Annotated in this window: 23 protein-coding genes and 4 pseudogenes; 16 read left to right on the top strand and 11 right to left on the bottom strand. The window is 63.7% G+C overall.

Annotated elements, in window-relative coordinates; all coding sequences use genetic code 11:
- Window position 1: 1 nt before the first annotated feature.
- The 5 genes from ASF14_RS06495 to ASF14_RS06475 all read left to right on the top strand — a co-directional run bounded on the left by ASF14_RS06495 (window position 2) and on the right by ASF14_RS06475 (window position 8080).
- Window positions 2-1987, top strand: coding sequence for a conjugal transfer protein TraN (locus tag ASF14_RS06495; RefSeq protein ID WP_056433143.1), 1986 nt, complete (start codon window positions 2-4; stop codon window positions 1985-1987).
- Complete coding sequence (locus ASF14_RS06490) at window positions 1987-2394, top strand: hypothetical protein (RefSeq protein ID WP_056433140.1); 408 nt, start codon at window positions 1987-1989, stop codon at window positions 2392-2394. Before ASF14_RS06495 ends, ASF14_RS06490 begins: the two co-directional genes overlap by 1 nt.
- Window positions 2395-2537: 143 nt before the next feature.
- On the top strand, window positions 2538-3311 hold the full coding sequence (gene traF / locus ASF14_RS06485) for a conjugal transfer protein TraF (protein WP_375272568.1): 774 nt from the start codon (window positions 2538-2540) through the stop codon (window positions 3309-3311).
- Window positions 3311-4777 carry a conjugal transfer protein TraH gene (locus ASF14_RS06480; RefSeq protein ID WP_056433127.1) on the top strand — a complete coding sequence of 489 codons (1467 nt, stop codon included), beginning with the start codon at window positions 3311-3313 and terminating at the stop codon, window positions 4775-4777. The genes traF and ASF14_RS06480 overlap by 1 nt, the downstream gene beginning before the upstream one ends.
- Before the next feature lie 24 nt (window positions 4778-4801).
- Window positions 4802-8080, top strand: coding sequence for a conjugal transfer protein TraG N-terminal domain-containing protein (locus ASF14_RS06475; protein WP_056433124.1), 3279 nt, complete (start codon window positions 4802-4804; stop codon window positions 8078-8080).
- On the opposite strand, the gene ASF14_RS06470 is transcribed toward ASF14_RS06475, so the two are convergent.
- A complete protein-coding gene (locus ASF14_RS06470) occupies window positions 8061-8321 on the bottom strand; it encodes a hypothetical protein (protein WP_056433121.1) in 261 nt (86 codons plus the stop codon). The two genes, ASF14_RS06475 and ASF14_RS06470, sit on opposite strands and share 20 nt — an antisense overlap.
- Between ASF14_RS06470 and ASF14_RS20670 the strand changes: the two genes are divergently transcribed.
- Window positions 8320-8808, top strand: coding sequence for a hypothetical protein (locus tag ASF14_RS20670; protein ID WP_236696960.1), 489 nt, complete (start codon window positions 8320-8322; stop codon window positions 8806-8808). The two genes, ASF14_RS06470 and ASF14_RS20670, sit on opposite strands and share 2 nt — an antisense overlap.
- Window positions 8809-9535: 727 nt before the next feature.
- On the opposite strand, the gene ASF14_RS06465 is transcribed toward ASF14_RS20670, so the two are convergent.
- From ASF14_RS06465 to ASF14_RS21325, 7 genes are all read right to left on the bottom strand, one after another.
- Window positions 9536-10165 (bottom strand): TetR/AcrR family transcriptional regulator, encoded by a 630-nt coding sequence (locus ASF14_RS06465; RefSeq protein WP_082442114.1) that lies wholly within the window; start codon window positions 10163-10165, stop codon window positions 9536-9538.
- Window positions 10166-10356: 191 nt separating this feature from the next.
- Window positions 10357-10794, bottom strand: coding sequence for an acyl-CoA thioesterase (locus ASF14_RS06460; RefSeq protein WP_056433095.1), 438 nt, complete (start codon window positions 10792-10794; stop codon window positions 10357-10359).
- The gene (locus ASF14_RS06455; RefSeq protein WP_056433092.1) at window positions 10775-12145 is read right to left on the bottom strand and encodes a Dyp-type peroxidase; all 1371 of its coding nucleotides are present in this window, start codon (window positions 12143-12145) and stop codon (window positions 10775-10777) included. Before ASF14_RS06455 ends, ASF14_RS06460 begins: the two co-directional genes overlap by 20 nt.
- A 1-nt stretch (window position 12146) precedes the next feature.
- The gene (locus ASF14_RS06450) at window positions 12147-12845 is read right to left on the bottom strand and encodes a hypothetical protein (RefSeq protein WP_056433221.1); all 699 of its coding nucleotides are present in this window, start codon (window positions 12843-12845) and stop codon (window positions 12147-12149) included.
- A 17-nt stretch (window positions 12846-12862) separates the two neighbouring features.
- On the bottom strand, window positions 12863-13951 hold the full coding sequence (locus ASF14_RS06445) for a catalase family protein (RefSeq protein WP_236696959.1): 1089 nt from the start codon (window positions 13949-13951) through the stop codon (window positions 12863-12865).
- Between the two features lie 301 nt (window positions 13952-14252).
- Window positions 14253-14876, bottom strand: coding sequence for an ABC transporter permease (locus tag ASF14_RS06440; protein WP_236696958.1), 624 nt, complete (start codon window positions 14874-14876; stop codon window positions 14253-14255).
- Complete coding sequence (locus ASF14_RS21325; RefSeq protein ID WP_236696957.1) at window positions 14828-15631, bottom strand: TolC family protein; 804 nt, start codon at window positions 15629-15631, stop codon at window positions 14828-14830. The genes ASF14_RS06440 and ASF14_RS21325 overlap by 49 nt, the downstream gene beginning before the upstream one ends.
- A 3-nt stretch (window positions 15632-15634) precedes the next feature.
- On the opposite strand from ASF14_RS21325, the pseudogene istB reads away from it, so the two are divergent.
- Window positions 15635-16108: pseudogene (gene istB, locus ASF14_RS06435) on the top strand (IS21-like element helper ATPase IstB); the annotation flags it as partial.
- Window positions 16109-16203: 95 nt separating this feature from the next.
- On the opposite strand, the gene ASF14_RS06430 reads toward istB, so the two are convergent.
- Complete coding sequence (locus ASF14_RS06430) at window positions 16204-16509, bottom strand: acyl-CoA thioesterase (protein WP_056433088.1); 306 nt, start codon at window positions 16507-16509, stop codon at window positions 16204-16206.
- A gap of 198 nt (window positions 16510-16707) precedes the next feature.
- Between ASF14_RS06430 and ASF14_RS06425 the strand changes: the two genes are divergently transcribed.
- From ASF14_RS06425 to ASF14_RS06390, 8 genes and pseudogenes are all read left to right on the top strand, one after another.
- The gene (locus ASF14_RS06425; protein WP_056433085.1) at window positions 16708-17208 is read left to right on the top strand and encodes a hypothetical protein; all 501 of its coding nucleotides are present in this window, start codon (window positions 16708-16710) and stop codon (window positions 17206-17208) included.
- Between the two features lie 103 nt (window positions 17209-17311).
- Entirely contained in the window at window positions 17312-18691 is a 1380-nt protein-coding gene (locus tag ASF14_RS06420) for a TolC family protein (protein WP_236696956.1), read from the top strand.
- On the top strand, window positions 18688-19713 hold the full coding sequence (locus tag ASF14_RS06415; RefSeq protein WP_232834232.1) for an HlyD family secretion protein: 1026 nt from the start codon (window positions 18688-18690) through the stop codon (window positions 19711-19713). Before ASF14_RS06420 ends, ASF14_RS06415 begins: the two co-directional genes overlap by 4 nt.
- Window positions 19710-20879 (top strand): ABC transporter permease, encoded by a 1170-nt coding sequence (locus ASF14_RS06410; RefSeq protein WP_056433082.1) that lies wholly within the window; start codon window positions 19710-19712, stop codon window positions 20877-20879. The genes ASF14_RS06415 and ASF14_RS06410 overlap by 4 nt, the downstream gene beginning before the upstream one ends.
- Window positions 20876-21976 carry an ABC transporter permease gene (locus tag ASF14_RS06405; protein WP_056433079.1) on the top strand — a complete coding sequence of 367 codons (1101 nt, stop codon included), beginning with the start codon at window positions 20876-20878 and terminating at the stop codon, window positions 21974-21976. The genes ASF14_RS06410 and ASF14_RS06405 overlap by 4 nt, the downstream gene beginning before the upstream one ends.
- 438 nt (window positions 21977-22414) lie before the next feature.
- Window positions 22415-22918 (top strand): annotated as a pseudogene (locus ASF14_RS06400) (IS21 family transposase); the annotation flags it as partial.
- Between the two features lie 38 nt (window positions 22919-22956).
- The gene (locus ASF14_RS06395; protein ID WP_056433076.1) at window positions 22957-23586 is read left to right on the top strand and encodes an MFS transporter; all 630 of its coding nucleotides are present in this window, start codon (window positions 22957-22959) and stop codon (window positions 23584-23586) included.
- A gap of 132 nt (window positions 23587-23718) precedes the next feature.
- Window positions 23719-24255, top strand: a pseudogene (locus tag ASF14_RS06390) (SIMPL domain-containing protein); the annotation flags it as partial.
- Between the two features lie 54 nt (window positions 24256-24309).
- On the opposite strand, the pseudogene ASF14_RS22165 reads toward ASF14_RS06390, so the two are convergent.
- A pseudogene (locus tag ASF14_RS22165) lies at window positions 24310-24438 on the bottom strand (IS256 family transposase); the annotation flags it as partial.
- Window positions 24439-24720: 282 nt separating this feature from the next.
- Between ASF14_RS22165 and ASF14_RS06385 the strand changes: the two are divergent.
- Window positions 24721-25521, top strand: coding sequence for a protein-L-isoaspartate(D-aspartate) O-methyltransferase (locus tag ASF14_RS06385; RefSeq protein ID WP_056433069.1), 801 nt, complete (start codon window positions 24721-24723; stop codon window positions 25519-25521).
- Here ASF14_RS06385 and ASF14_RS06380 read toward each other — a convergent pair.
- Window positions 25482-26834, bottom strand: coding sequence for a sensor histidine kinase (locus ASF14_RS06380; RefSeq protein WP_236696955.1), 1353 nt, complete (start codon window positions 26832-26834; stop codon window positions 25482-25484). The two genes, ASF14_RS06385 and ASF14_RS06380, sit on opposite strands and share 40 nt — an antisense overlap.
- Window positions 26835-26867: the final 33 nt, after the last annotated feature.

The raw sequence follows: 26867 nt of genomic DNA, 5'->3' as shown, positions 1-26867 counted from the left end.
CATGGCTGGGGGCCGCGCCATCCTCGCCGGTTTCGCCGCTTTGCTCGCGGTGCCGGTCGCGCTGGAGGCTCAGACGAGCGGCCAGGCGCAGACCCAATCGGGCGGCGGCTATTATGACATGGACGATTACACCTACTTCAACCAGCCCACCGCCCCGTCGCCGACGCCCACGCCGACACCGAAGCCTCGTGTCACCTCGGCACCGGCGCTGTCGGTAACCCAGGCGCCGACCCAGTCGACCGCTCAGGCCGCTGTCCGCGCGCAGGCGGTTCAGCAGCCCAGCGCGCAGATCCAGGGTCAGCCCTATGTCTTCCCCAAAGGCGACCTCGACAAAGCCCGCGCAGATGCGAAGGCGCTCGCGAAGCCGGCGCGCGCTAGTGCCGCCAGTCTCCCCACGTCGACGCCTCTGACCAGTGTCCCGGGCTACTCGCCGGCTGCGAACCCCGCTGAGGCGTATGCGGACGATCCCGACGGGCTGACTGCAGCCGGCAACGCCGCGGTAGGCAGCAACGTGGCCTGGAAGATGGTCACCGATCCGGATCGGGTGAAGGTGACGCTCGCACCAAACGAGATCACCCGTGCGCAGGACGTCGAGAAGGATCCGAACAGCTACCTCGACGGACAATCGATGGGCGCAACCGACGGCAGCTGCAAGCCGCTCCCGCCGAGCGGCAGCACCGGCTATTACGAGGCGAGCTGCAACTCGGGCACGAAGGTCGAGGAAGGCGAAGCGATCTGCCGCACGCCCCTCGTCGTCGACGTGATCCCGGGCTCGACCAAATACATCTATACCTGCGAGAACTGGGTGGGTCGCCGCCCGATGTCCAATGACAACACCGCTCGGCGTTGCACGCCGGCTTTCACGCAGCCAGTCGCCCAAGGCATTTGCCGCGAGCGATCACGCGCCACGGTTCTCTACAACGTCTGTCGTCAAGGCACGATCACCAAGTGCTACGAGCCCGACGTCGAAGAGGGCGAGGAGATCACGTACGAGTGCGACTCCCCGGCCGTGCAGCGCTACTACGCAACCGAGACGACCGGTCAGGTCGTGAACGAGCGGCGCAACGAGGCCATGTGCAACGCGGCGACGAGCGGCAAGACCTGCGAGTTCAAGGGCGAGACCTGCGTCGATCCGGATCCGACCACCCGGACGATCAATGGGGTTCAGGTCACCCGCGCGTGCTGGAACTGGGAACGCACCTACACCTGCACGAGCATGATCCAGACCTCGGATTGTGCCAGCCTCGCCGGCAATCCAAAGTGCAGCTACGTTCGCGACGAGTGCCTCGACGATCCGCAGGACGGTCCGTGCAAGGTTTCGACCAAGGTCTACAAATGCCCGCTTCCCGATAAGCAGGACGACGCGAAGCAGTATATCTGCGGCAACGACGTCTATTGCATCAACGGCGACTGCGAGCCGGTCGAGCGCGAGGCGTCGACGGAGTTCAAGGACGCGGTCGTCGGGCTTCACGCGCTGGGTCAGGCCAATGCGGAGTTCAACGAGAACACGCTGACGCTGTTCTCGGGCACCCGAGAGACCTGCAACAAGAAGATCTTTGGTGCCTCGAATTGCTGTTCGGGCAAGGGCGTGCCGCTGCTCACCCCCTGGCTATGCAGCTCGGCCGAGAAGCAGTTGGACGAGAAGGACGACAAGGGTCTCTGCCACAAGCTTGGGTCTTACTGCTCGGATAAGGTTCTCGGCATCTGCGTGACGTCGAAGGATGCTTACTGCTGCTTTGCATCCAAGCTGACGCGCATCCTCCAAGAGCAGGGCCGACCGCAGCTCGGCAAGCCTTGGGGGAGCGCCAAGAAGGGCACGTGCGAAGGGTTCACGATCGACGAGTTCTCGCGCCTCAACCTCTCGGTGATGGACTTCTCTGAGGTCGTTGCCGAGTTCACCGACGCCGCGAGGCTTCCGGATGAGCTCGCGACGTCGACCATGATCCAGCAGCGGATCAAGGATTACTACGAAACGAGGAAGCCGTAATGAGCGATGTCGCGCCCTTCGACCGTCATCGCCGCTTCACCGACATGTCGGTCATGGAGTTCGCGTTGCTGATCGCGCTTATGCGTGCCGGGCCGCACCCGCTGGCCTTCCTGCTTCCGACCTTGGACGCCTGGTTCGACTGCAAGCTTGGCGTCTCGGATCTCGAGCCCACTGCGGGCCGGCTCGTGCGCGCGAACTACGTGCTGCGGCGTGGCGACACGCTCTACCCGCGCCGGCACACCGCCAGGATCGTGATGGGTCTCTACGGCTCGCTGTTCAGGATCCTCGCCGACGACGTGACCAAGCTCGTCTCGGCCCAGGAGCCGAACATGCTCTCGACGATGAAAGCCTACCTCGATCGCAAGGCGAGTGAGGAGGGAAACCAGCACAAGGACGGGGACCGATAATGCGCACCACACTCACGCTCGCTCTCGTCGCGTCGCTTGCCGCTGGCGCGATCGTGCCACCAGCGGCGATCGCCCAGGCTCGGTATGCGGAAGAGCCGATCGCCGGCGACGAAGCGTCGTCCGAGCTATCCGACAGCGTGACGATGCGCGGGCAGGGTAGGCCGGACGCCGTCCGCGACGAGGATGACCGCCGCGTCGCCAGCCAGATGGGCGACGCGTTCTACTGCGGGGAGCGTAAGCTCGGAACGTGGTTCTACTGTGAGAAGCCGAAGCCCAACCCGTCGGATCGCAAGGCGGCGCAGCCGGCGCAGTCCGCGGCCGAGCAGCTGGCGGCGATCGGCAAGGAGTTGGACGAGAAGAAGGCGAGGGCGATCCTCGACCCGACGCCGGAGAACGTCTCCTCCTACATCAGCTACCAGCGGCAGCAGCTCAACCGCGCTTCGTCGTTCGCGGACATGTGGCGCCGGTCGATCTGGCAGAATCCGGAGCTGGATTACACGCTGCAGCGCCCGGTCAATCAGCTGGGCAAGCGGACATGGCTCGACACGCGCACCGCGGACAAGAACCGCGTGCTGGGATCGATCTCCAAGCGCTACGGCGTGTTCTACTTCTACTCCTCCGCCTGCGCGGCGTGCGAGGTGTTCGGGCCGATAATGCGAAGCGTCTCGGATCGCTTCGGTCTGACGGTCATGGCGGTTTCGCTCGACGGCGGCCCGTCCAAGACGTTCCCCAACTTCACCGTCGACACAGGCCAATACCGCGCGATGGGCATGCAGGGCGGCCAGGTGCCTGCTCTCGTCCTGTTCGACACCGTCACCAAGCGTCCGATGCCAATCGGGTACGGTGTCATGGCCGCAGACGAGGTGATGGACCGCATCTTCACCCTCACCAGCGTCGAACCCGGGAGTGACTTCTGATGCGCCGGCTGATCCAGTGCCTCACCCCGCGCCGCCTCGCGAGGGTCACCGCAGCGACCTTCGCGCAGCTGACCATGTTGCTGGCGGTGTTCGGTCTCGTCTCGCAGCCCGCCATGGCCGACGTCGGGCAGGAGATGAACAGCTATTTCAACTCGGCGGGCGCGTCGGCGAACGTCACCGGTCCTACCGCGTTCAACGGCCAATCGGCTGGCTATTACTCGGGCGGCTCGGTGTGGAGCCGGTTCCCCCAGAAGTCGATCAATCCGGTAAGCGTGGCGCTGCCATCGGCGCGCGCAGGCTGCGGCGGCATCGATCTGTTCGCCGGCAGCTTCAGCTTCATCAACGCCGACGAGATGGTCGCCACGTTGAAGGCGACAGCGAACAACGCAATCGGCTTCGCGTTCCAGCTCGCGATCGACAGCATCTCCGCGCAGATCGGCGGGGTGATGAAGGACATGAGCCAGCGCGTTCAGGCGCTCAACGCCTTCAACATGTCGAGCTGCGAGGCCGCGCAACAGGCGATCGGATCGATCTGGCCCAAGATGGACGGCGCTAGCTCCACCATCTGCCAGCAGGTGGGCGGCGCCAAAGGCTTCTTCTCGGATGCCGCGTCGGCCCGTCACGGCTGCACGAACAAGGGCGAGCGCGAGGACACGATCGCCAAGGCCGGCGACGCTGCCGAGCTGGTCCAGTCGAAGAATTATACCTGGTATGCGCTGAACGCGAAAAGCGCGACCAAGCCGTCGAAGGAATATGCCGAGTTCCTGATGACGATGGTCGGCACGATCATCTACGATTCCACCAAGAAGGCCGACAGCATGGGCGGCTTCCGCTTCATCGCTCCGGCAAGCTGGGACACGTACCAGGCTCTTCTCGACGGCACGGCATCGGCGCCGACCGATGTGTGGTCGTGTGACACGACGGATGAAAAGGGGTGCATCAGCCCGACGTCGACCAAGCTCAGCATCCCTACCGAAGTGGCGCTGCGCACCCGGGTGCTGAAGATGATGGATAGCATGAGCGCGAAGATCCGCTCAAACGCCGCGCTGTCCGGCGACGAGATCAACCTCCTCGGGATGACGTCGATCCCGCTCTACAAGATCCTGGTGGTCAACGAGGCGGCGCACATGGGGCTGGGCTCGGGCGACAAGGCGACCTTGTCCGAGATGGTGGCGATCGATATGCTCATCTCGATGCTCGACCGCATGCTCGACGTCATCTCGCAGTCGCAACAGGGTGCCGCCTACGTCTCCACCACGGAGTTCGAGACGTGGCGCAAGCAAGTCGACAACGTGAAGGCGGAGCTGGCGCGCCGGAGCACGAAGATGTCGGCCGACGTGCAGAACACCTACCGTGTCATCCAGCAAACGCAGTTCCTGGAATCGACGCTGAAGAACACCATGAGCCCGCAGATGACTGCCTCGCTTCGCTTCGGACGCGGTCTGAGCTCGCAGGGTCTCCGGTAAGCAGTAGGGCAGGGAGCGACAACGATGGGCGCGCTTGAAGTCTTCACGATCGGCGGGGGCGAGTTCATCGTCAACGTGCTGAACGCGGTCGCGGCGTGGTGCGGGGGCGGGGGCTACCGCTCAATGCTCCAGGTCGTGATGGTGATGGGGCTCACCTACTCGCTGTTCGTGGTCGCCTTCTCGTTGGACTGGCGTGCCTGGTTCAACTGGTTCCTGCAGTCGACCCTCATCTACATGATGCTGATGGTGCCGACGGTGACGATCAAGGTCACCGACCGGATCAACCCGGGGCTCGCGCCGGCCGTCGTCGACAACGTCCCGCTTGGTCTCGGCGTCATGGCATCTTTCACGAGCCAGGCCGGTGACTGGCTGACTCGGTCGGCCGAGACGGTCTTCGTCATGCCGAACGCGCTCGCCCTGTCGACCAACGGCATGATCTACGGCGCGCGGTTGATGGACAAGGCGCGTACCTTCGAGCTGACCAATAGCGTATTCCGCGCCAACATCGACGAGCACCTGAAGCAATGTACGTTCTACGACGTGCTGCTGGGCTTCAAATCGATGAACCAGCTGACGAAGTCCAACCATCTTTGGGAAGATATCGGGCCGGGGTCGCCGGCGCGCAGCCAACGCTGGATAACGTCAACCGGCACCGACACGACGGAAAACTCGATCATCCCGTGCAACGAAGCCTACACCCGGATGTCCAACCAGTGGAAAGCGGAGTACGACAACGACATCCCCTTCTTCGCCAAGAGCGCCTATCCAGGCGTTGTTGATGAGATCGCGGCACAGCGCCTGAAAGACGATCTGCCGATCGTCGCGAAGGAGATGCATGGATCCAGCGGCGACGCGTATAGCTATCTACGCCAGGTCTCGATGATCGACGCCTTCCTCGCGGCGCGCGAGAGCTTCTCCGAGGCCGGCTGGGACGCCTATGCGGCGCAGCGCGCTGACGCTCAGGCGAAGAACACCTACACCTCCATCGCGCAGCAGGCGATGACTTGGGTGCCGCTCCTTGGGATCGTCCTCACCGTCGTTTTCTACGCCATGTTCCCGGTGCTCTTCCCGCTGTTCCTGTTCCCCCGCACCGGCGTGCAGACGCTGAAGGGCTATGCGACCGGCTTCTTTTATCTCGCCTCCTGGGGGCCGCTCTACGTCATCCTGCACATGTTCGTGATGAGCAGGGCAGCAAGCCTCTACCACGCCGTGTCGCCAACCGGGCCGAGCCTGCTTGTGGTCGACGGAATGGCAAGCGTGAACGAGTCCATCACGACGCTGGCAGGCTTCTTGATGATGAGCGTGCCTTTCATTGCCGGCGGGATGGCCCGTGGCGCTATGGCAATCGCCGGGCACGCGACGTCGATGCTGCAGCCCGCTCAAAGCGCCGCGGAGCAGGCCGCAACCGAGCGGACGACAGGCAATTATTCATACGGGAACACGTCGTTCCAAAATCTCACGGCTAACAACACGCAAGCCAACAAGTTCGACGATCAGCCGAAGTTCAACTCGGGCTATGCCGTCAGCTCCTTCACGAACGCCGATGGCGGCGTGACGTACGGGTTCTCGGACGGGTCCAACGCCTTCGACACGTCGCAGGGGATCTCGCGCCTCGGGTTTACGCCAACGCGCACGGCCGGTTTCGATAGCCAGATGAGCAGGGCTCTATCGGACGGCCAATCTCATACGGACTCGTTGCGTAACACGGCTTCGCAGTCCTGGAATGCGACCGCTACGACGGCAACCGACTTGCTCAGCGCGGCTGAACGGCGTCGCGGGAGTTCGACTGAGACCGGCTCGGGGTTCAACAATAGCGTCGCTAAAATGACTGACGTATCCAGGGGTATGGCGAATGGTCTCACCAGCCGATTTGGCTTGAGTGAGGCGGACAGTCAGCTGGTTTCGCGCGCCACTCAAACTACTGGCGATGCAAATGCAGGCATTGAAGCACTTGCTAAGGTTTGGAAGAATAAGTTTGCTGACGTCAGTGCCAAGGGCGGCCTCGCTATGCGGCTTGCCTCGATAGCATCCGAAAATACCGGCCGAACAGTAAGCGGTGATCAAGCCCTCGGTGAGATGAAGGAATATCTCACAAGGGAGACTAATTCTACCCAGGCGAAGGCAGCACGGGACGACTTCTTCCGTGAGACAAGTTCGAGTGGCGACAGCGAAGTAAGATCGCTTTCGCAAAAGCTTGGGGTTAGCGTTGGTGAATCGCGGTCGGCTTCGCTCGAGGCGACTCGCGCGGAGGAGACGTTCCAGCGCGTCAGCAACGACGTTCGTGAAGCCTCCTCGAGGGGCTGGTCGCTCAGCCGTAACGAGACCCAGGAGTTCGTCACGTACGCGCAAGAGCGGTTGCTGCAGGATGACAACCTTTCGCAGTCTGGCTGGACGCCCGGCATGGTGATGCCGCGTACTCGGGAGCAGGAGCAGGTCCGAGACATCCTCCTTGGCGACTTCATGGAGCGACGAGTTGCCGAGGTGCGGGACGAGCTCGGCGTCAGCGTTCCGGAGCATCTGCGTGGGACCTTGCATGGTCCCGCGTCGACGACTGCGGCTGGTGTTCGCCAGTGGGGCGGACATCGGGCTGCTAGTGTGGCTGCGCAGGGACCTGATGTATCTATCCGCGAGAGCTCACGTGATCACGATCTCGCGGGTGAGGTCTCGGACGCGATCCCGAACGCCTCGGCACGCATCACCCGTCAGGCCTTCGAAATTGGAAACCAGGTCGACGACGCTAAGGTTACGGCCGGACGCCTGGGCAACCACGTTCGGGAGCGGAATGACGCATGGATCCCGACGACTCTCCCCGGCGTCGAGGGAGCGCGTGATTGGGCGCGCGACACGCTGGGCATGGGCCAGGGAACAAGCCACGTTTACGAGCTACCGCAGGGAGAGCGGGCAACGCTGCCGATCTCCGGACGATTGAGCTCTAACATGGGGGGCCGCATAGACCCGGTGACCGGGCAACCGGGGCATCATCACCGCGGCGTCGATATCGCGGCAGCACTGGGCACTGAAATCCGTGCGCCAGCGTCCGGCCGAGTGGTGAAGAATGACTTTCAAGGAGGCGGTGCTGGGAACTACCTAGTGCTGCAGCATGGCGACGGATCGCAAAGCAAATACTTCCACATGCAGGACCGGTCGGCATTTCCGGTAGGTAGTAACGTTGAGGCGGGCTCAGTTCTTGGCCGGGTGGGAAGCACGGGTAAGTCGACCGGCCCGCACCTTCATTACGAGCTTTGGAAAGATGGCAGGCCAGTCGACCCCAAGCGGTTCCAGCTTAGGAATGCCCGGGAATAAGGAATAGGCCGATGAACATGACGATCAGCACGGCAGCAACGATCCAACGTGCGTGCGGCGACACCTCGTTTTTCACATCAGCGGTGCTGGATGGGTAAACCTCGTCGAGCAACTCTCTGCCGCGGGGGGTCGAGGGGTCGAAAAGATTGTCCGGATTGACCGAGAAGGACGAGGCGGGGAATGCTGGCCCTTGAGCCCGGCCGGCATCCCAGTCCATCTGACCAGTATCGTGGTTCAACATGGCCGCTCCTCCTGCACCGATCGGCTTAACCAGGCGCGATTTACGCTTGCAAAGCGTAGCAGACCGCATTGAACTAAGCGAGCGGCTTTCCGTGTTTGTTCTCTCCGACGTTGCAGGAAGCGCGATGACGGCGAAGGAGGCAGTAGAGGATCCTAGCGTCGCTGCTCGGTACGAGGAGCTACTGGCGACGCATTTAGGCTTTTACGAAGCGCTGCGACTGCGCGAGCGGCGCCCCAGGAGCGCTGCACAGCGCCAATTTCAGGACGTGGCTTGGGGGAGGGCCGAGCCGGCAAGCGAGCACGAGAAGGCCTATGTCTGGCATCTTCGACGGCGTCGGATCGCACCGTTCAATACAGGTACGCCATCGCAGCACATTGATGACGCCATGACTGGCTTTGAGCCTGGATCTCGACCGGTCAGCAGCGAGGCCGGAGTGAAGTGGGATAATGCCTGGCGTGAAATACGCGGCGGTCGAGAGTTCTGGTAAACGGTCTGCAAGCACAAACGTATGTTCCTGTGAGTTAGAGAAGACATATTCTTCGCCACATAGAAACGACACCGTCTGGTAGCAGCGGGGGCAGCGTGGAGCCATCCAAACAGCGCAGCGTTGCCCCCGCTGATGCGATCACCTCCCGGCTCCTGACCCCGGACCCGCTGCGCCAGCAGCGGGCTCGGTCACGCCCGGTTTCAGGCGGTCGGCCTTTCCCGAAACTCCATGTCCGAGGCAGCATTTTGGGAAAAGGCAATCGGGAACATATTTCGGGAAAATGGCCCCGGGCGGTCAACTGCGCGCTGATAGGCGTACCGTCCTCCCGGCCGACCTTCCCAATCGGGAAGGCGTCGCAGCGGAAATCACTAATTCGGCATAACGACTGGTGTTTGGCGATCAGAACGTGCCACTGGTCGCGGGGCACAGGGGGGCTACAGATGCGCGCACTTATAATGGGATTGGTCTGCCTTTCGCTGGGAAGTGCAGCTATCGCGCGAGACCCGGCATTTGATCCGCGTGCCTGGAAGTCCAAGGTGGCCGGGGAGAAGACGCAGGTTTCGGTGCTGGGTTCGGTTCACCTCAAGAATCTGGGTGCGTTCAAGCCTGATGACCTGCTCCCCGGAAATCATGCCATTTGTAGGTTAGCTCGTCAGATGGAGACGAGCGATGCGGCGAGGCCGTTCTACCCTGCCAAGGCTATTGGCTATGGCAGTCACCACCGCGGTTACGAATCATGCCGTATGAAGAGCTTTGCCAAGGCCTTCATCCAATCCTCGCTGATAGGCTGATCTGACTCAGGAGCACGCAGCATGTTCTCCGCCCGACCGATCAGACATTGCAACAAAGCATGACGGAACGTCGCAAGATCGAGATTCGCTAGCGCGATCGCGGCTCCCGGATGTGCTAGCAAGGCATCAATTGCGCGCAGACCGACAGCATAGGTAGAGGTCCAGGCATCATGCCGCGCGTCCGGTAGTTCCGCCAGCACCGCTGCGATCGCCTGACGCTCCGCGCTGATCAAGAAGGCCAGGATACGCCTCCCGACGCTGCAGAATGCATCGCGAAAGTCTTCCGCATCCACGTCCTCATGAAGTCCGCTTTCTTCCAGTTCAAGCTTGCGCCGCAGAAGGCGCATCAAGAGATCACTGCGGCCATGAAAGCGTGTGTAGATCGTCTTCTTGCTGACAGCAGCCGCACGTGCGATCCGTTCGACCGAGAGTTCGCGGGCACCCTTTGCGAGCAGCAAGTCCCAAGTGGCGGCCAGGATCCGGTCTTCCAGACTGGCCGCCTCTTTGGCACTCGGCCGGCCTATCCGACCGCGTTGGCTTTTCGGCATTCTCTTTTCACCGACCATCGCGGCTCTTCCTTACATCGCTCCGAGCTTTGATCGGTCCCGGTCAGCGTCGGCGACGACCGCTCGAGCCGTTCCGACGATGCCCAGAGGCTGAGCATGATCGGCCGTGGCGCAGCTTGCTCGCGGGCTGCGCCGCACCATCCGACCCAAGCTGCTCGCCAGGGTTAACCGCCCCTCATAGGCCCGGCGTGTTACAGGCAGAACGGCTGCGCAAGGTCCGGAGTGATGCGGACGAGTTGACCCGAGCTCGCGTCGAGACAGCATAACGTCGAGTGCACCTCGGCGACCGTCTCGCCGTCCCTGCCGATATGCGTCGAGAACCATGCTCGCGACGCTGTGTGCTTGGTAATCTGAACCGTCGCGATGAGACTATCGCGGTGATAGGCCGGTTTTCGATAGAAGATCTCGTGACTAGCGACGATCCAGCGAAGCCGGTCGACATCTTCCTTCCTCGCCACCGCGCGCCAGTACGCGGTTATCGCCTGCTGCACCCACTGCAGGTACACAGCATTGTTGACGTGGCCCAGTTCGTCGATCGCGTCCGCCGAAACGGTGATGGCATGCCGATGCGAACGGTATTGCGAGCGCCCCTCAGGCCCGCTGGACGGATCAGTGCCAGCCTGCTTCACCGATCCACCGGAGCGCCGTCAGCGACGGCATGAAGAGATATTCGCCGCCCATCAGACGGTTGAAGGTGGTCACGCCGTTGACGCGCTTTCGCGCCGGCTCCTGCGGAATGGTGAAGGTCCCGGGCTCCTCGTGCAGCGCGACGATCGGGTCCTTTTCGGTGCCAAGATCGATGAAGTTGCCCCGGTTGATCCATTCCTGCTGGAGGAACTCGATCGTATCGTACGCCCGCGCGCTGATGAAGATGAAGAAGATGCCGCGATCGTCTTTCGCATCGTCGGCCGCCGTCACGTCCGGAGTCCACTTGGGGCCGAAGGTGGAAGAGCGCCGGATGATGCGGTGAATGTTGACGTCGGTCAGGATCGTCAACTGGCTGTCGCGCGGGTTCAGACGGCGCATGTGCGCTGAATGCGGACAGACCAGTCCCTTGGGATCTTCCGCGAAATTAAAGTCGTTGTTGCGTGATCGATCCGCCCCCAGCGCCTCGTCGTCATGATCCGGTGCCAGGATCAGCGGCGCGCCGCTGCGCCAGCGGCCGAACATCTTGGCCGCCAGCTTCTCCTGGTCGGCTTCGCTGTCGGCGTTTGCGCGGATGAAATCGTTGAAGGCGCCAACCGCGCTCTGATATTTGCGCAGGACCACGAACGATCCGTTGCGACCGAGCGGGGCCGGTTCGGGCATTGCGACTGGCGCGCCGGTCTCGCTGTTTTCGCCCAGGATGAACTCGCCCGCCGCGATCGCGCGCTCGTCGCCCCGCGGGTCCACCCCGCCGCCCGCCACTGTCGGCTGCGAGATGGAGTCGCGAAATCCGAAAGGGTTCTTGGCATCGGCATCCGCCCCGAAGCTGTGCGTGCCGACGAGCGTGACACCATGCGAGGCTTCCAACTCGGTCATGGCAACTTTGATCGCCTTTTCAAGCGCGTCTTCGTCGCGGGCATAGATCGTCAGCGCGATATGGCAGGTGCCGGGCCGAAAGGCATCTTCCCACCGGTCGGGTGCATTCTCGCCGAAGTCGCGCAGTTGCTCGGCTCGGGCGGCCATGCCCTTTTGAAACGGGAGGGGAAAGCTCTTCAGCGATGCCTCTGGCACGCCCAGCGCCTTCAGGCCGGCATGGCTGATCGCGACGCCGGTCCAAGCGTCCATGTCGTCCGTCCAATCGTCGGCCGCGGGGATATGCGGCGCGAGTCGGCGGACGAGGTCGCGACCGCCTTCCGCCTCATCGACGTGCAGCATCGCGTGCAAGCCGACATAGGGCTCGGGCCGCGATCGCAGGATCAGGGCCTGGATGTCGTCGAGCTGCAGCTTGACCCGCTCCCGGCTGAAGCGCGCCCTCAGGTCCGCCAGAACGCTCATGTCAGTAATCCACCCCTTCCGGCTTGGAGATGGCGTCGGTAAGTTGGCCGAGCGCCGCCTTGGTCGTCGGGTCGATGCCCATGTTGGCGGCCTCTGCATCGAGGAACGCGTTGAGCGCCTTATCCATTCGCTGGAAACGGCGTACGTCGACCACCGTCACCTGCGGATTGGCAACGAACCAGCCGGCAGCGTCGATCTGGTGGTCGGCGATGAAATCCTTCACCTTGGGGCTGTCGATACCCGGCCAGCCTTCGATGTTGGCGAACAGAAGGTCCATGAGTTCGGGGATCTTGGTCGCAAAGTCATTGATGTAGGCATCCCAGTCGCCGTCGTAGGCGGTCGCGAACAGGATGCGCGTATCATCGTCGAAAAAGACGAAGCGCATGTCGTGCAGGGTGGAGACGCGCTGGGCCCCGTCCATGTTGCCGGCGGTGAGATCGAAGATCCGCCGCAGGCGCTCTGCGCCGCCCGGCTTGAGCGTCGCGATGGCGGTGAGTTCGGACACGTTGCCGGATTGCTTGCCGGCGCGGCCCGCCGACCGGGCGCTGCCCTTCAGGTCCGGATTATGTTTGCGGATCATCGCCTCGAGCGCGATCTTGGCGAGGTGGGGTGCATCGGCGGCGACTTCCTCCACCCGGCGACGGATTTCCTGAAGCTTGCTCTCATCCGCGAGGCGCGGGTCCTTGTTGTCTGTGGTCATCACGACCTCCTGCTTGTTCAATCGGGAATGTCATCGAGCCGGTCAGGCTCGATCCGGGGGCGCGCGTTCATCCGATGGCGGTAGCTGGTGGAGCGTTCGTAAGCCGCCCGGCGGATGCGCATGATCTGGCCGAGTGGGCGGTGCGCCTCTACGCCGTTCCATGGATTGAAAGACAGGACGTCGTCGCCATACACCTGGCGTGCCGGGGCGTAGGCGTCCTGCGCTGCGAACCGCAGCGTCGCGATCGGGCGATGCGGCGACACCTTCTCGTCCCAGCGTACCGCCGCATCCTCGACCGGCATCTCCGCCAGATCGGTGCAGAGTTGCGCCGACAGGGCATATTCCGCGCCCTGCCCGGCGAAATGCTCGACCAGAACATCCCGCATCGTGGAGAAATCCGCCTTGCCAACCGGCTGCCCCGTCAAAGCCCGCACGTTTTCGGAAGCCGGGGACAGCGCCAGCTTGGCGACATGGTCACCGAAGCGGATGGCACCTTGAGTGTGGTAGCTCTCGCCGAGCGGATGATGGTTGTCGCGCGCCAAACCTTCGAGTGTCGCCCCGGGGGTCATCCTGAACGCCTCCACTGTCTTCTTGGCACCCCGCGCCGTGCCCGCGATCAGCCGCTGGAAGGTGTCGGGCGCATGCGCATTCGCCTCGAGAAGGCTCAGCATCAGCTTGTATTTGGCGATGGTGCCAAAGGCGAGGACGGGAAAGTTCACCATCAAGAAATCTTGGTTGGCGCCCCCGATATCGGGCGACAACCGCTCCCCCTCGACGCCGATCACCTTGATCGCGAATCCTCGCGGCGCAGGGATCGCGTCCGAATGAATGTCGCTGGGCGCCGAGGACAGCCGTGCGACCACGCCGTAGGTGCATGGGTGTCCGAAGATGCCCTGCCGCAGTTCCGGCGCCAGATCGTCGTGAACCGTCAACGTGCCCCTCAGGACAGCATGGGACTTGGCATGCGCGTCGCGGATCGCATGGCGGTGATGCTCGAAAGCGCAGCGGTTCCCGGCCGCCATCTGCTCGACGATCTCGGCCGTCAGGCGATCTTCATCCTCGGCGATCGTCTCGATGTCGGACGAATAGAGAAGCGGTGCTTTCAAAGCCTGACCTCGTCTGTTGCCCATGTCCCGACGCCGGTCGCGGCGCCGCTTGGCCCAGCCATTTCCCGGCAATTACCCACCAACAACACCTAGGGGAACCGAATGGTTCCCTTTCTTGCTGACTCGACCAGGTCTCTACGTGAGGCAACTATCGATGCAGGTGGCAGCGATCAGCGACACGAAGTCTCGTGGCCATGCGAAGCGAGGTCGCAGCCACTACGAGCGGCTAGAAGGAGTGCGCGATACACTACAGCCGCGGAAACGGTGGAGCTTGCGCTCCTTGGCGAGGATTGCCCTCCATTCAGGCCTCGGTGGCGGACGTCCCGACCATCGCGCCGAAGCCGACGAGGCGCGAATACGCCAGCATGGCATAGCCGAGGGCGAGGCTTGCAAGGGTCAAGGCGGGGATCGTGACCTCGCTCAGGCGCGCATGCATCTGGTTCAACGGGACGAACGTGTGGACGCCGGCGGTGGCCGGGATCAAGTGAGAGAGGGCGGCGACGAAGCCCGGCATTTGATCGAGCGGATAGGCGGTCCCGGTGAGGAAGAAGAACGGCACCGAGGTCGGTGCCAGGATGTAGGTTGCCCGCTCGGCGCAATCGAACACGCTGCCGATGAGCAGCCCTAGGGCAGCAACCGCCGTGGCGAAGACAGGGACCATCACCATCATGCCGGTAATGTCGCCATCGACGGGCACAGCCTGGAGCCAGAAGATGAACCCGAACAGGAAATAGCATCCCAGGATGCCTACCGACGTGAACGCCGCCAGCGTTCCCCAGAACTCCGCGACACCCATCCGCCATGCGCCGGAGCGGCGTCGTCCGCCCATGAAGGTAGCGGCGCCGAAGAGCAGCGTCTGCTGAACGATGATCACCGCTACGGCCGGAAAGACATAGCCCTTGTAACCACCCGTCCGATTGAACAACGGTTCGGTGGTGACCGCGACGGGCAGCCCGCCGCGACTGAGTTGGGTTCAGCGGCAGCACGTTGCTCCAGATGTGGGCAAAGGCGTTGGCGCCGTTCAGCGGTAACGTCGCGCCCGAATAGGCAAGCGCCGAACCGGCATAGACGGCGCTCGCCGACAGAGCGGTCGCGGTTTCGCGTGTCCGTGGGCAGCGCATTGTCGCGATTGGCGTTGTAGCTGCCGAACGCGAAGGCTTGCGGGCGGTAGCGCGATTTCGCCAGGCCGACCCCCGCGCTGGCGATGTCACGCGCTGCGTCGGCGCCGCGGGCCCGGGGCGTCGCGTCTATGCCCTCCAGGAATGTGCCGACGGGAGGCAGCGGCTGCGAATTGACGAACAGCGGCGTCGATGCGCCGACGCCGGCGGGTCGGTCCAGCAACCGCGACAGTGCGTCGGCAGCAGTCGCTTCCTCGAGTTGCGCGCGAATGAAGGCGCGTTCGGCGGCGTCGCGGGCGACCTGAACCTGGAGGACGCGCGCATGGGGAATGACCCCGTTCTGCTCGAGCTTCACGGCATCCGACAGATGCCGATCGAACCCTGCGAGCGTCTCGCGCGTCGACCGGGTCAGCTGGGCGGCAACCTGCTGACCGAAATAGGTGCGGACCAACCTGACGCGAGACAGGTCGCGACCACCCGCCTGCCTGGCGCGGGCCACCTCGACCGCGCCGTCCGCACCCGCCTGGATCGCCGGGATCGCACCGCCCGTGTAGAGCGGCACGCGGTACGCTCGCTGTACAGCGGCTCGTTTCTTCCGGGCCGGCGCAACGTCGTGCTGGTCGGTGGGACGGGCACCGGCAAGACGCACCTCGCCACCACCATCACCGCCAATGTGGTACGGGCCGGCGCCCGCGGGCGCTATTTCCACACGGTTGATCTGGTGAACCGGCTCGAGGAGGAAACCCGCCTTGGGAAGGCCGGCACGCTGGCGGCCCAGCTCTCGCGCCTCGACCTCGTGGTGCTCGACGAGCTTGGCTACCTGCCGTTTGCCCGCTCGGGCGGTCAGCTGCTCTTCCACCTCGTCAGCAAGCTCTACGAACAGACTTCAGTCATCGTCACGACGAACCTGGCCTTTGGTGAGTGGCCCACCGTCTTCGGCGACCCCAAGATGACCACCGCGCTGCTCGACCGAATTACCCACCATTGCGACATCGTCGAAACCGGCAACGACAGCTGGCGCTTCAAACATCGAAGCTGACGCCTGGGACACCGGCAGAGAACGCTTCGCGCTGGTTGCGCCTCCCGTCGGGCTACGCCCGCCCTACGCCGCAACCAGCGCGAACAGTGCGCCCGTCATCCCCGGTACGCTGCTCGACGAAGGGGGTCCCTTTTGGACGCCGGTAGGGGGTCCCTTTTGGACGCCGATTGACAGTCAACGCGCTGATCTAGGAAGGCGGGGCAGCGATAGGTGATCTCATGCTTTATCGCGACCCGGGCAACCGACTCCAGCGCATCGCCGGGCGCGATCCGGTGCCAAAAGGAGATCACCGCCTCCTGTATCCAGCGTAAATAGACCGTATTGTTGACGTGGCCCATGTGATCGATGTCGGAGGCGATCACATCGAAGGCGCAGGTATGGCCGGCGCTATCGTTAGGCATCCGCGTCGTCTCCGCTGATCGTCATTGACACCGACACGGCATTAACTTATATTGTCATCAGTGACAATAGAGCCTCCCCGTCGCCGCCGGCGTCATCCGGACGAGCTTCGCAGCGAAGCGGTCGGCGCTGCCCGCGATATCCTTGAGCGTTTCGGGCCGGCAGCGATCACGCTTCAGAGCGTGGCCGGGGCATTAGGCATGGCGCACGGAAGCATCACCCATCATTTCGGCACCGCGGCCAACCTGCAGGCAGCCGTCGCGGACGACGGCATCGGCCAGCTTCTGGAGGACGTCCGGCGCGGTGTCCGAGCCTTGAGGGCAGGCGACATCGATGAAGCCGGCCTCGTCGACCTCGTCTTCGACACGTTCGCACAGACCGGCGTGGGCCGGCTGATCGGCTGGCTTGCCGCGACCGATCGTCAGATGCTGGAACCCCTCTTCAGCCGATTCTCCCGCCTACCAAGCGAGTTGGCGGGCGACACGACGGGGGGCTCGACAGTCGCCGACCACGAGCTGCCGGCCCTCGTCGAGGGCATCGTTTCGGGCGCGCTGAGTGCGTCGTTGATCGGCGACGAGCTGGACCATGCTTTGGGATTGCCAAGATCATTCGCGAAACGACGTGCGGCCCGCGAGCTGACCCTCCGAAGGGGGGCGAGCATCGTCTCTTGCGAATTTCGACGACCGGGGTCGCAGTCGTGAACGTGATCATGGCGGCGACGCCCAGACCTCGTCCCCTCGTACATGGCTGCGGCATCGAGGCCGCAGACGGCTTGTCGCCTCACAGCAAAGCGGGCCAACGTCGATGATGAGCCTTCGGTCTATCGCCATCATCGGCGCCGCGGTCGCGACGGCGCATGCCGCATCGGCCCAGAACATCGGCCCCTCAAGCCCCGCCGTCCTGACATACGCCCGTGCGCAGGAGCAGCTGCTGGACCGTTCCGACGCGATCGCGGCCTCGGACGCGAACGTGCGCAGCAAGGAGGCGCAAGAGGGAGCCACGCGCACATTGCGCAGGCCGGACGTCGACCTCGAGGCGCAACTGCTGGACTATCAGAAGACGCTCTATCTGCCGCTCGGTTCGCTCGCGCCGGTCGCCGAGGGCTTCGGCATCCCTGACCCGCTGCGGTTTCAAGTTAGAAGGCAAAGTACGCGCCCCATCGCTTCGACGACCCTCCCGATCTACACCGGAGGGCAGATTTCGGGGACGCAGGCTGGTGCGCGGGCACAGGTGGCGCAGGCGCAGGCCGACCGGGCCATCACCGCCAACGATCAGCTCGTGCAACTGGTGCGGGCCTATTTCGGCCAGCAGCTAGCCGAGCGAGCGCTGGGCGTGCGCCGCGACGTGCTCGATGGGCTCGACCGTCACGTCGCAGACGCCGTCAAGCTCGAGGAAGCGCGCTTCATCAGCCGGGCGCAACGCCTTCAGGCAGAGGTGGCACGCGACGACGCACGGGCGGAATATGAGAAGGCGATCGCTGACCTCCAGACGGCGAATGCGGCGCTTGCGGGGCTGCTGCGCGAACCCGCAGGAGTGAGGCCGTCAACGCCGCTCTTCGTCATCTCGCGTCCACTGCCGCCGCTCGACACGTTCAAGGCCGCGGCCCTAGCCTCACATCCTCAACTCGAGCGGCTGTCGTCGCTGGAGGACCAGGCGAAGGCCGGCGTCCTGATCCAGCAGGCGAAGCAGCGCCCGACCGTCTACGGCTTCGGCCAGTATAATTTCGACCGGCGCAACACCCTCCTCACGGACCCGGATTGGGCAGTGGGTGTTGGCTTGCGCTATAAGCTCGCCGGGGGTCTTGGGCGCCGACAGGCGGTCGATGCGGCACGGGCGACGGCGGAACAGGCGCGCGCCGGTCTGCGCGAAGGCCGCACGCAGATCGAGATCGGTGTGACGAAGGCGTGGAACGACGTCGAGGCGGCGCGAAAGCGGTATCTGCTTCTCGATACCTCCCTCGCTTCATCTATCGAGAATCTGCGGCTTCAGACCCTATCCTATCGGGAACAGCAGGCGACATCGCTGGACGTCATCGACGCGCAGCTTTCGCTGGGGCGATCGCGCATCCAGCGCGCGCAGGCGGCCAACGAATATGTACAGGCACTTGCCCAGCTTCTGAACGTCAGCGGGCAAATGGATGAGATGGCCGCATACGTCGCCAAAGCCGACAAGGTAATTCCATGAACGCCGCAACTGAAAACGAAATGCACGACGGCGGGGGGACGACAAGGCCACCCCGCGGCAAACTGGTCGTTGTCGCTCTCGTGGTCGCTGCCCTGCTGGGCGTCGGACTCTGGCTCAGCTACCGTCCCGTGCCTGGTCAGCTGCAAGGCATGGTAGACGCGCGCGAGATCCGCGTCACGAGCAAGGTCACGGGACGGATCGCATCGTTCGGCGTGGAGGAAGGACAGCCCGTCCGGCAAGGGCAGCTACTCTACACGATCTCCAGCCCCGAAGTCGCCGCCAAGCAGCAGCAGGCCGGCGGGGCGCTGGAGGCCGCGCAGGCAACGCAGGACAAGGCCGAGGCCGGCGCGCGCAGCGAGGACATCCGGGCGGCCGAGGCGCAATGGCGGCGTGCACAGGCGGCAGCGAATCTGGCGCAGGATACCAGCAACCGCACGCAACGCTTGTTCGCCCAGGGCGTCGTCGCCGGTCAGAAGGCGGACGAGGCGCGGACGAACGCCATCGCTTCGACGGAGGCTGCGAAGGCAGCGAGGGCGCAATACGATCAGGCCCTGGCGGGAGCCCGCCCTCAGGACAAGGCCGCCGCTGGCGGTCAGGTCCAGCAGGCGCGCGGCGCGGTGGCCGAGGTGCAGGCCGCCGCCGCCGAGACGCGCGTGGTCGCGCCATCTGCTGGGGAAGTCGGGAAGCGGATGGCTCAACCAGGCGAACTCGTGCCGCAGGGCTTTCCGGTCTTCATGCTGACCGACGTCGAAAACGCTTGGGTCACGCTGAACGTCCGCGAGGATCAGCTCGACGGGCTCGCACGAGGCCGGCAGATCGTCGGAACGATACCTGCGCTTGCGAACAGGCGGGTGACGTTCCGCGTGTCGTACCTGGCGCCGGCGGGCGAGTTCGCGACCTGGCGCGCGACCCGCCAGTCCAGCGGGTTCGACGTCAAGAGCTTCGAGGTCCGCGCCCTGCCATCCCGTCCCATCGACGGGCTGCGTCCCGGTATGACGGTCCTGTTCGACTGGCCGCAATGATCCCGCCCGCGCTGGTCGGCGGCTTTCGGCGGGAGGCCGGCTTCCTGCGAAAGAGCTTCTGGGACCTGTCGCTCGTGACATGGATCCCGTTGATCCTTCTCGCCACGGTCGCCATCCAGATGTCGGCCGGGGCCATGCGCGACCTCCCAATCGTGGTGGTCGATCGCGACGGCGGCGGCATCGCCCGCGAGTTGACCCGCCGTCTCGATGCGGCGCCCGGCTTGGCCGTTCTCGAAATAGCACCCGACCTGTCGATGGCGGAAAACGCCGTGCGCGCCCGACAGGCCTATGCAATTGTCCTCATCGATCGGGACACAAGCAGAGAGGTACTCCGCGGCGGCACGGCTCAGGTCATTGCGCTCTACAATGCCAGCTACTCGACACCGGCCGGGTCCGTCATCCGCGAAGTCGGCAGCGTCGTGCAAGGCTATGCCAGCTCGCTTGCGTCGCAGCAGAGCGCGGCCGTGCTGGGGCCTGGGAGGGTTCGCAGGCCACCCATCGCGGTACGCTCGACCGTTCTCTTCAATCCGCAGGGCAGCTACGAAATTCAGCTGGTGGCGCTGCTTCATCCCGCATTGCTGCATCTGATCTTCATGGTGGCGATCACCGGCGCGCTCGGGCGGGAGCTTCGCGACGGAACGATCGGGGACTGGCTTGCAGACTGCTCGCGACGCGAGGCGGCCTGGGCCGTTTGCGGCAAATTGCTGCTCTACGTCCTCATCTTCATGGGCTGGGGGATCGCAGCGATCGCCTATCTGGCTGGTCTGCGAGGCTGGCCGATCGCTGGCAGCCCGCTGCTGATCGGCGCCGGCTATGCGGTGATGTACATGGCATATGTCGGTGTCGGGCTTCTATTCGTCGGTCTTACTCTAACGATGAGCAGCGCGCTTTCGGCGGCTGGCCTCTACGCGGGAGCCTCCTTCGCGTTCGCCGGGGCGGTATTCCCGGTCGAGTCCGCCTCCGGCTTTGCTCGGGTATGGAGCGCGCTGCTTCCTTATTCTTCCTTTGCCAAGCTGCTTTCGGAGCAGTGGATCATGGGTTCGGCGGCATCAGTGTCACTGCGACAGATCATCGTCATGCTACCATTCGTGATCGTCGGTCTTGCCGTCGGACTGCCGCGCTACCTTGCCGCGGCGAAGCAGCCGGAAACCTGGGGCCGCCGGTGATACGCAACGCCTTCCTCGGCACGTTCCGTGCCATCCTCTCGGACCGATCCGCGCTCCTGCTGCTGATCGGATCGGCCATCATCTATTCGTTCTTCTACCCGGCCGCTTATTCCGGCGAGGTGCCGAGGCGACTGCCCATCGTCGTTGTCGATCTCGACCATACCGGTTCGAGCCGCTCGCTCCTGATGAAGCTCCCGGCCCTTCAGCAGGCCGAGCTCATCGCCTCCCTATCGTCTCCTCGAGAGGCTTACGGATGGGTGCAATCTCGCCACGCGGACGCGGTGATCGTCATCCCGGACGGCTACGAGCGGAACATCCTGCGTGGTGGCCAAGGCACGATCGCGCTGTATGGCAATGGTGCCTATCTTCTTCGTAGCAGCACCTCGCTCGGCAGCATCGCCGCTGCCATTTCGGCGGTCGGTCGCGAGGCAGGGATGGATCAGGCGATGGCCGCCGGCGCGACGGCGCCACCGGCCTTGTCGCTCGTGCAACGACCGCTCTTCAACACGCGCGAAGGCTATGGAAGCACGGTCGTTCCGGGCGTCGCGTTCCTGATCATTCATCAGACGCTGCTGATGGGTCTCGCTCTGCTTGCCGGGACGATGAGGGAACGGCAGGGCCGCCGACGCTTCACTCGCAGGGAGTTCTTCGGCATCGCACTGGCATTCGTATCAATTGGTCTCCTCGACGTGGCCTACTACACTGGCTTCGTTTTCTGGTTTCAGGACTACCCACGTGCTCAGGCGGCCCCTCTCACCCTCATCGTCGCAGCAATCGCGTTCGTCGCGGCAACCGTCGCCGGGGCAATGGCGCTTGCCAGCTTCTTCAAGACTCGCGAGCGGCCGATCCAGCTCTGGATCGTGACATCCCTGCCAATCTTCTTCCTCTCCGGCTTGTCATGGCCCTCGGAGGCAACGCCGGGATGGCTCGTCGCAGCGTCACGGATGCTTCCCACGACCCCGGGGATACATCTGATGGTGGGGGTCAACCAGATGGGTGGAAGCCTTCGGCAATTATCAGGCGAAGTGGTGAACCTCTTCGGGCTCACCGTTTTCTACGGCTGGATCGCATATGCCCGCTTTGTTCGGCCAAGTTAGCCAACATCGCCGCACACGAGATTGCACGTGCTTTTTTTATCAACCAAACAGTCTAGGATCGTTGAGCGCATGATGCAGCGTTCGTGACACGCTGGCGTCACGAGCCTCATGCCTCGGGAGAGGCGCACTGCTCAAAATGTGACACCATCAAGGCTGAGATATTCACCGGCGATCCAGGCTATAACGACCCAATTTCGGTGGTTCAATCGCGGTAATAGCGCTCCCGAAAGCGGTCGTCCGTTCACCTGCCAGTCGGTAGTCTGCGGCTGGGCAAAGAGCGGTGGCCGGTGATGGGCAACCGCATTTCGAGCGAAATTTCGGGTGTGGATCGGCGTGGAAAAAGGACCCCGGCAGCGGGGTGATCGGCGTCGAAAAAGGACCCCTCATCCCGGTGGTCTAGGCTGCTCGCTTGGCGGTGTGTCAGGCGGCGAGATCGGGATGCTGGTATTGGAGACGGTGTTGAGGATCCGGCGCGAGCACGCGTCTGGGAAGGCCATCAAGGCGATAGCGCGGGACCTGCACCTGTCGCGCAAGGTGGTGCGTAAGGCGATCCGGGCGCCGGAGGCGGACATGGGGTATCGGCGGGAGGTACAGCCGCTGCCTAAGCTGGGGCCGTTTCAATCGCGACTGGACGCGTTGCTGGAGGAAGATGAGGCACGGCCGCGGCGGGAGAAGCTGCGCCTCACCCGTATCCACGACCTGCTGCTACGCGAGGGGTTCGACGGCTCGTATGATGCGGTGCGCCGTTATGCGGCGCGCTGGCGGCAGGCGCGGCGTCGCGACGTAATGAATGCGCCGGCGTTCATCCCGCTGCTATTCCGGCCGGGCGAGGCTTACCAGTTCGACTGGAGCCACGAGGACGTCGAGATCTCGGGCAAGCCGATGCGCGTGAAGGTCGCGCATGTCCAGCTGTGCGCGTCGCGGACGATGTATCTGCGCGCCTAAGCGCGCTCGCCGGAACACTCGTTGCGACCGCACTGATGCTTGCCGCACTGGCAGTTGCCGCATCACGGTTCATCGTTACGCCGCGTGCCGAACAAGCGCCGCTTTTCGTCGTGCCGCGCGGTATTGTGGTTCTCCTGGCGCTACTCGCCGCGATTACCTTCCTGACGGAGGGGGCTATTCTCGACTGGGGTGCGCTGCTCCTTGCCGGCAAGGGATTGCTGGCACCCGATCAAGCGGGCCTTGGATATAGTGTCTTCGCTATTGCGATGACCGCAGGGCGGCTCACCGGCGATCGGGTGGTGGCTCGAATTGGTGATCGTCAGACCATGTTTTGGGGCGGCTTGCTGGCGCTCATGGGCTACGGGATCATGCTGCTCGCACCGGTTGCCGTGGTCGCCATGTTGGGTCTGATGTTGATCGGACTTGGTGCATCGAACACGGTGCCGGTATTGTTTCGCCAGGCTGGCGCACAGAACGCGATGCCGCCTGAGCTTGCCGTCGCCTCGATTACGACGGTTGGCTACGCCGGCATCCTGGCAGGTCCGGCTGCGATCGGTTTCGTCGCGGGGCATACCGGCCTAACGGCCGCTTTCTGGATGCTGGCGGCTCTACTCTGCCTTGTACCACTATGCGCGAGAGCGGCAGTGGCAAAAGCTTCAGCTTGAGGATGGCGTAGTTATAGGAACACCTATCCTGGGCTGACCTTTCGTTGTCCCAAAATTAGCATCCCAATGGGAAAACCTCGACCGTATCGATAGACGTGTCTTCCAGGTAGAGAACGAGAAGGAAGAACGCGGATGAGGAGTCTGATCTGGGTCGCGCCGCTATGCGCTGGTCTCGGCGCTTGCAACGCCACCCCCGATCCGATCGGCCTTCAGCCGGGCGAGACGCTGTTGTCGGTGACGGGCACCGGCCGCACCGAGGCGACGCCTGACCAGGCGCTGTTCACCGCCGGCTTGTCGAGCATCGCCGCGGATGCCCGCGGCGCGTCCGAACGGAACGCTCGCACCATGACCGCGATCACGCAGGCACTGGCAAAGTTAGGCGTCGCCCAACGGGATATCCAAACTCGCAATCTGTCGGTGAACCGCATCACTTGGGGCGCGAACAAGGGACAGTACGAGGTCGCCAACAGCGTCACCGTTCGGATGCGCGACACCGGCAAAGTAGGCGCGGCGATCGCCGCCGTCACTGACGCCGGTGCCAACATCGTGTCCGGCCCCGACCTTTCGGTCGCCGATCCGGAAAAGGCGAACCTCACCGGCTACGGAAATGCCTACAAAACCGCACGCGCGAAAGCGGACGCATATGCCGCCGCGGCCGGGCTGCATATCGTGCGGGTGCTTTCGATCCGGGATGGCGGCACTGGCGGCGAATTACCGCAGGCCGGCGCCGGTCAGGCTGCCGACCTCAAGGTCCATCAAACGCTGCGCGGCAAAGCCGATCATCTCGCGTAGGAAATCGGCGTCCGCACTCTTCCCCAGCAGCGCCTGAACGCTCATCATCTCATCGGTCATCGGAGTCTCCGTTGGTTGAGTTTCGCAACCCAAACCTATCCGAAGATCTCCGATGGCCATCCCTCAGCTACACCACCGCCTGGGACACGACCTCCCGCTGGCCGTTCCCAATCGAGAATGCGTCGCGCGGTCACCTCGATGCACTCACCGATCGGTGAGGTATCGGACATTGGTAAATCTCATAGCTGCTGCGATCGTGGCGTAATCTCGTCAGGGGTACACGTCCGCGAGCTGGCACCGTCAAGCTATATTGCCGGTGGGCCGGCGGATTCTGACGGAGCCATGATCGTCGTGCTGAAGATTTTTCTGGGTCTGGTTTGCTTAACTGGTGCTTCAGCGGCCATCGGATCTTTCGCACAGAACCGAACAGGCGAGCGTGCGCGAATGATCAGCTCGATCAAGGCAGCTGCTGCTGACGTTCCGGCACTGCGAGATGATCCCTTTTTTCGAGCAGCGGTTGCGGTCGAGGCAAAGCTTCCACGCGAGGATTTCATACCCCGCGCTGCCAAGCCGCAAGCCTACATCGGCGCACCGTTGGAAATCGGGTGGCAGCAGACGATTTCCGATCCTTACGTCATGGCGATCATGACGGCCGCAGTGCAAGTGCGGCGCAAGTCTCGCGTTCTGGAGGTCGGGACTGGCTCCGGCTATCAGGCCGCGATCCTGGCCGAGCTGGGTGCAGAGGTCTCGACGATCGAAATCGTCCCGCAGCTGGCGCACCAGGCAGCCACGGCCTTGCGCCGGCGCGGCTATCGAAATGTCCATGCCCGCGTCGGAGACGGCTTCGTGGGCTGGCCCGAACGAGCGCCCTTCGACGCAGTGATCGTCACCGCAGGTTCTGCGAGCGTTCCAACGTCGCTCCTTGATCAGTTGCGGATAGGCGGGCGTCTGGTCATGCCGATCGGCCCCTCCACGGCGACCGAGCGACTAGAGGTCTTCACAAAGCAGACTGACGGTAGTGTCGTCGCGTGTTCACTGGGTTGGGCAATGTTCGTGCCCCTAACGGGACGTGGGTATGCGCCCGATCGCCCGGGTGTCGGCGATCACGCCAAGCCATGGTGCTTCGGGGCATCGGTCACCTGATCTATTGCAGACGACCGATGGAAAGTGAGACGGACGCATAGGCCCATTGCACTGTCAGGGATGGTGCAGTCCGCCTGATGCAGGGCGGCAATCGCAGCCACGAGTGCCAGGCCAAGCCCCGCGCCTTCTGTGTTGCGACTGGCATCCCGCCGGTAGAAGCGTCGAAACACCTTCTCACGTTCATCGAAGGGAATGCCGGGACCTTTGTCGCATATTTCCGCCACTGCTTCGGCGCCAACGATATGCAGGCGAGAGACGATATGCGTTCCGGGCGGAGTGTGGACGATCGCGTTCTCGATCAGATTGGTGAACAGCTGCGCGAGAAGGTCGGGGTCGCCGATGACGGTGACTCCTGCAGCATGGTGAGCAATGAACGTCTGCCCGGAGTCCTCGACCACGGGCAAGTAGGCCGCATGGATACGATCGAGCAGTTCGGACAGGTCGACGGGACCGAAGCGACGTCGCCCGACACCTCCCTCGATCGACCCAATCCGCAGCAGGGCCTCGAACGTCGCGAGCAGTCCGTTGGTCTGCTCGACGGCCGCGTCGATACTGTCGGGATCGCCGGCACCTGACGACTGCAATCGTTCGAGCCGTTGGTGGAGCCGGGTAAGTGGCGTGCGCAGATCGTGCGCGATTTCCGTCGACACCTGCCGCAGAGCCTCCATCGCCGCGTCCTTCCGCTCGAGCATGCGATTGAGGTTGCGGGTGAGGTCGTCGAACTCCGGACCGAACCCGATCATCGGCAGCCGTTCCGCGCTATCCCCATCAATTATCCGGTCGATGGCGCGATTGACCGTCGCGAGCCGACGCAGGAAGACGCGCCCAACCAGATACCCGCCGATCAATGCGAAGGCAGCGATCGCGATGCCGCTCCAGATCGTGAAGTATCCGAGCCGCTGGCGTAGCTGCTGAACATCGAAGCTGTCGGTCGCCACGACAAGCAGCAATCCGTCGGGCAGCTGCGTTACTTGCGTTGCGAGATGTTCGACGTGTCGCGAACCGTCAAAATCCTCGGGCACCGCAACGCTTGCCTGACCGATCCTGGCGGCTTGCAGCGGCAGGTCGCCGGATAGCCGGTGTCCCGTTCTGTTGATCAGGAGATATCGATAGGGCGGATCCGCGTCGCTACCCCTGTGCCGCGCGATGGCATCCGTCAGTCCCGAGAGACCCAGATCGGCATATTCCGCGGCCAGAACCGACGATTCCGCCCGAAGCATCCCATCACTGGCTTCTCGGGCGTAATAACCGATCTGCCTCTCCACGGTGAGCAACAGGGCGCCTGCGCCGAGCGCCACGACGACCGCCAGCATTAAGGCGAAGCGAAAGGCCGCGCTCCCGAACGC

The organism is Sphingomonas sp. Leaf257, assembly GCF_001422185.1.
Classification (GTDB): Bacteria; Pseudomonadota; Alphaproteobacteria; order Sphingomonadales; family Sphingomonadaceae; genus Sphingomonas; species Sphingomonas yabuuchiae.
The sequence above is the reverse complement of the archived record's forward strand: the minus strand, read 5'-3'. Positions and strand labels throughout refer to the sequence as shown.

What these genes read in the sequence shown, in the direction of transcription:
- ASF14_RS06475 (WP_056433124.1), top strand. Translation starts at nt 4,802, where the DNA reads ATGGGCGCGCTTGAAGTCTTCACGATCGGCGGGGGCGAGTTCATCGTC.
- ASF14_RS06465 (WP_082442114.1), bottom strand. Translation starts at nt 10,165, where the DNA reads ATGGTCGGTGAAAAGAGAATGCCGAAAAGCCAACGCGGTCGGATAGGC.
- ASF14_RS06385 (WP_056433069.1), top strand. Translation starts at nt 24,721, where the DNA reads ATGATCGTCGTGCTGAAGATTTTTCTGGGTCTGGTTTGCTTAACTGGT.
- ASF14_RS20670 (WP_236696960.1), top strand. Translation starts at nt 8,320, where the DNA reads ATGGCCGCTCCTCCTGCACCGATCGGCTTAACCAGGCGCGATTTACGC.
- ASF14_RS06450 (WP_056433221.1), bottom strand. Translation starts at nt 12,845, where the DNA reads ATGACCACAGACAACAAGGACCCGCGCCTCGCGGATGAGAGCAAGCTT.
- ASF14_RS06480 (WP_056433127.1), top strand. Translation starts at nt 3,311, where the DNA reads ATGCGCCGGCTGATCCAGTGCCTCACCCCGCGCCGCCTCGCGAGGGTC.
- ASF14_RS06380 (WP_236696955.1), bottom strand. Translation starts at nt 26,834, where the DNA reads ATGCTGGCGGTCGTCGTGGCGCTCGGCGCAGGCGCCCTGTTGCTCACC.
- ASF14_RS06415 (WP_232834232.1), top strand. Translation starts at nt 18,688, where the DNA reads ATGAACGCCGCAACTGAAAACGAAATGCACGACGGCGGGGGGACGACA.
- ASF14_RS06395 (WP_056433076.1), top strand. Translation starts at nt 22,957, where the DNA reads ATGCTTGCCGCACTGGCAGTTGCCGCATCACGGTTCATCGTTACGCCG.
- ASF14_RS06410 (WP_056433082.1), top strand. Translation starts at nt 19,710, where the DNA reads ATGATCCCGCCCGCGCTGGTCGGCGGCTTTCGGCGGGAGGCCGGCTTC.
- ASF14_RS06490 (WP_056433140.1), top strand. Translation starts at nt 1,987, where the DNA reads ATGAGCGATGTCGCGCCCTTCGACCGTCATCGCCGCTTCACCGACATG.
- traF (WP_375272568.1), top strand. Translation starts at nt 2,538, where the DNA reads ATGCGCGGGCAGGGTAGGCCGGACGCCGTCCGCGACGAGGATGACCGC.
- ASF14_RS06425 (WP_056433085.1), top strand. Translation starts at nt 16,708, where the DNA reads ATGGCGCACGGAAGCATCACCCATCATTTCGGCACCGCGGCCAACCTG.
- ASF14_RS06430 (WP_056433088.1), bottom strand. Translation starts at nt 16,509, where the DNA reads ATGCCTAACGATAGCGCCGGCCATACCTGCGCCTTCGATGTGATCGCC.
- ASF14_RS06495 (WP_056433143.1), top strand. Translation starts at nt 2, where the DNA reads ATGGCTGGGGGCCGCGCCATCCTCGCCGGTTTCGCCGCTTTGCTCGCG.
- ASF14_RS06420 (WP_236696956.1), top strand. Translation starts at nt 17,312, where the DNA reads ATGATGAGCCTTCGGTCTATCGCCATCATCGGCGCCGCGGTCGCGACG.
- ASF14_RS06470 (WP_056433121.1), bottom strand. Translation starts at nt 8,321, where the DNA reads ATGTTGAACCACGATACTGGTCAGATGGACTGGGATGCCGGCCGGGCT.
- ASF14_RS06455 (WP_056433092.1), bottom strand. Translation starts at nt 12,145, where the DNA reads ATGAGCGTTCTGGCGGACCTGAGGGCGCGCTTCAGCCGGGAGCGGGTC.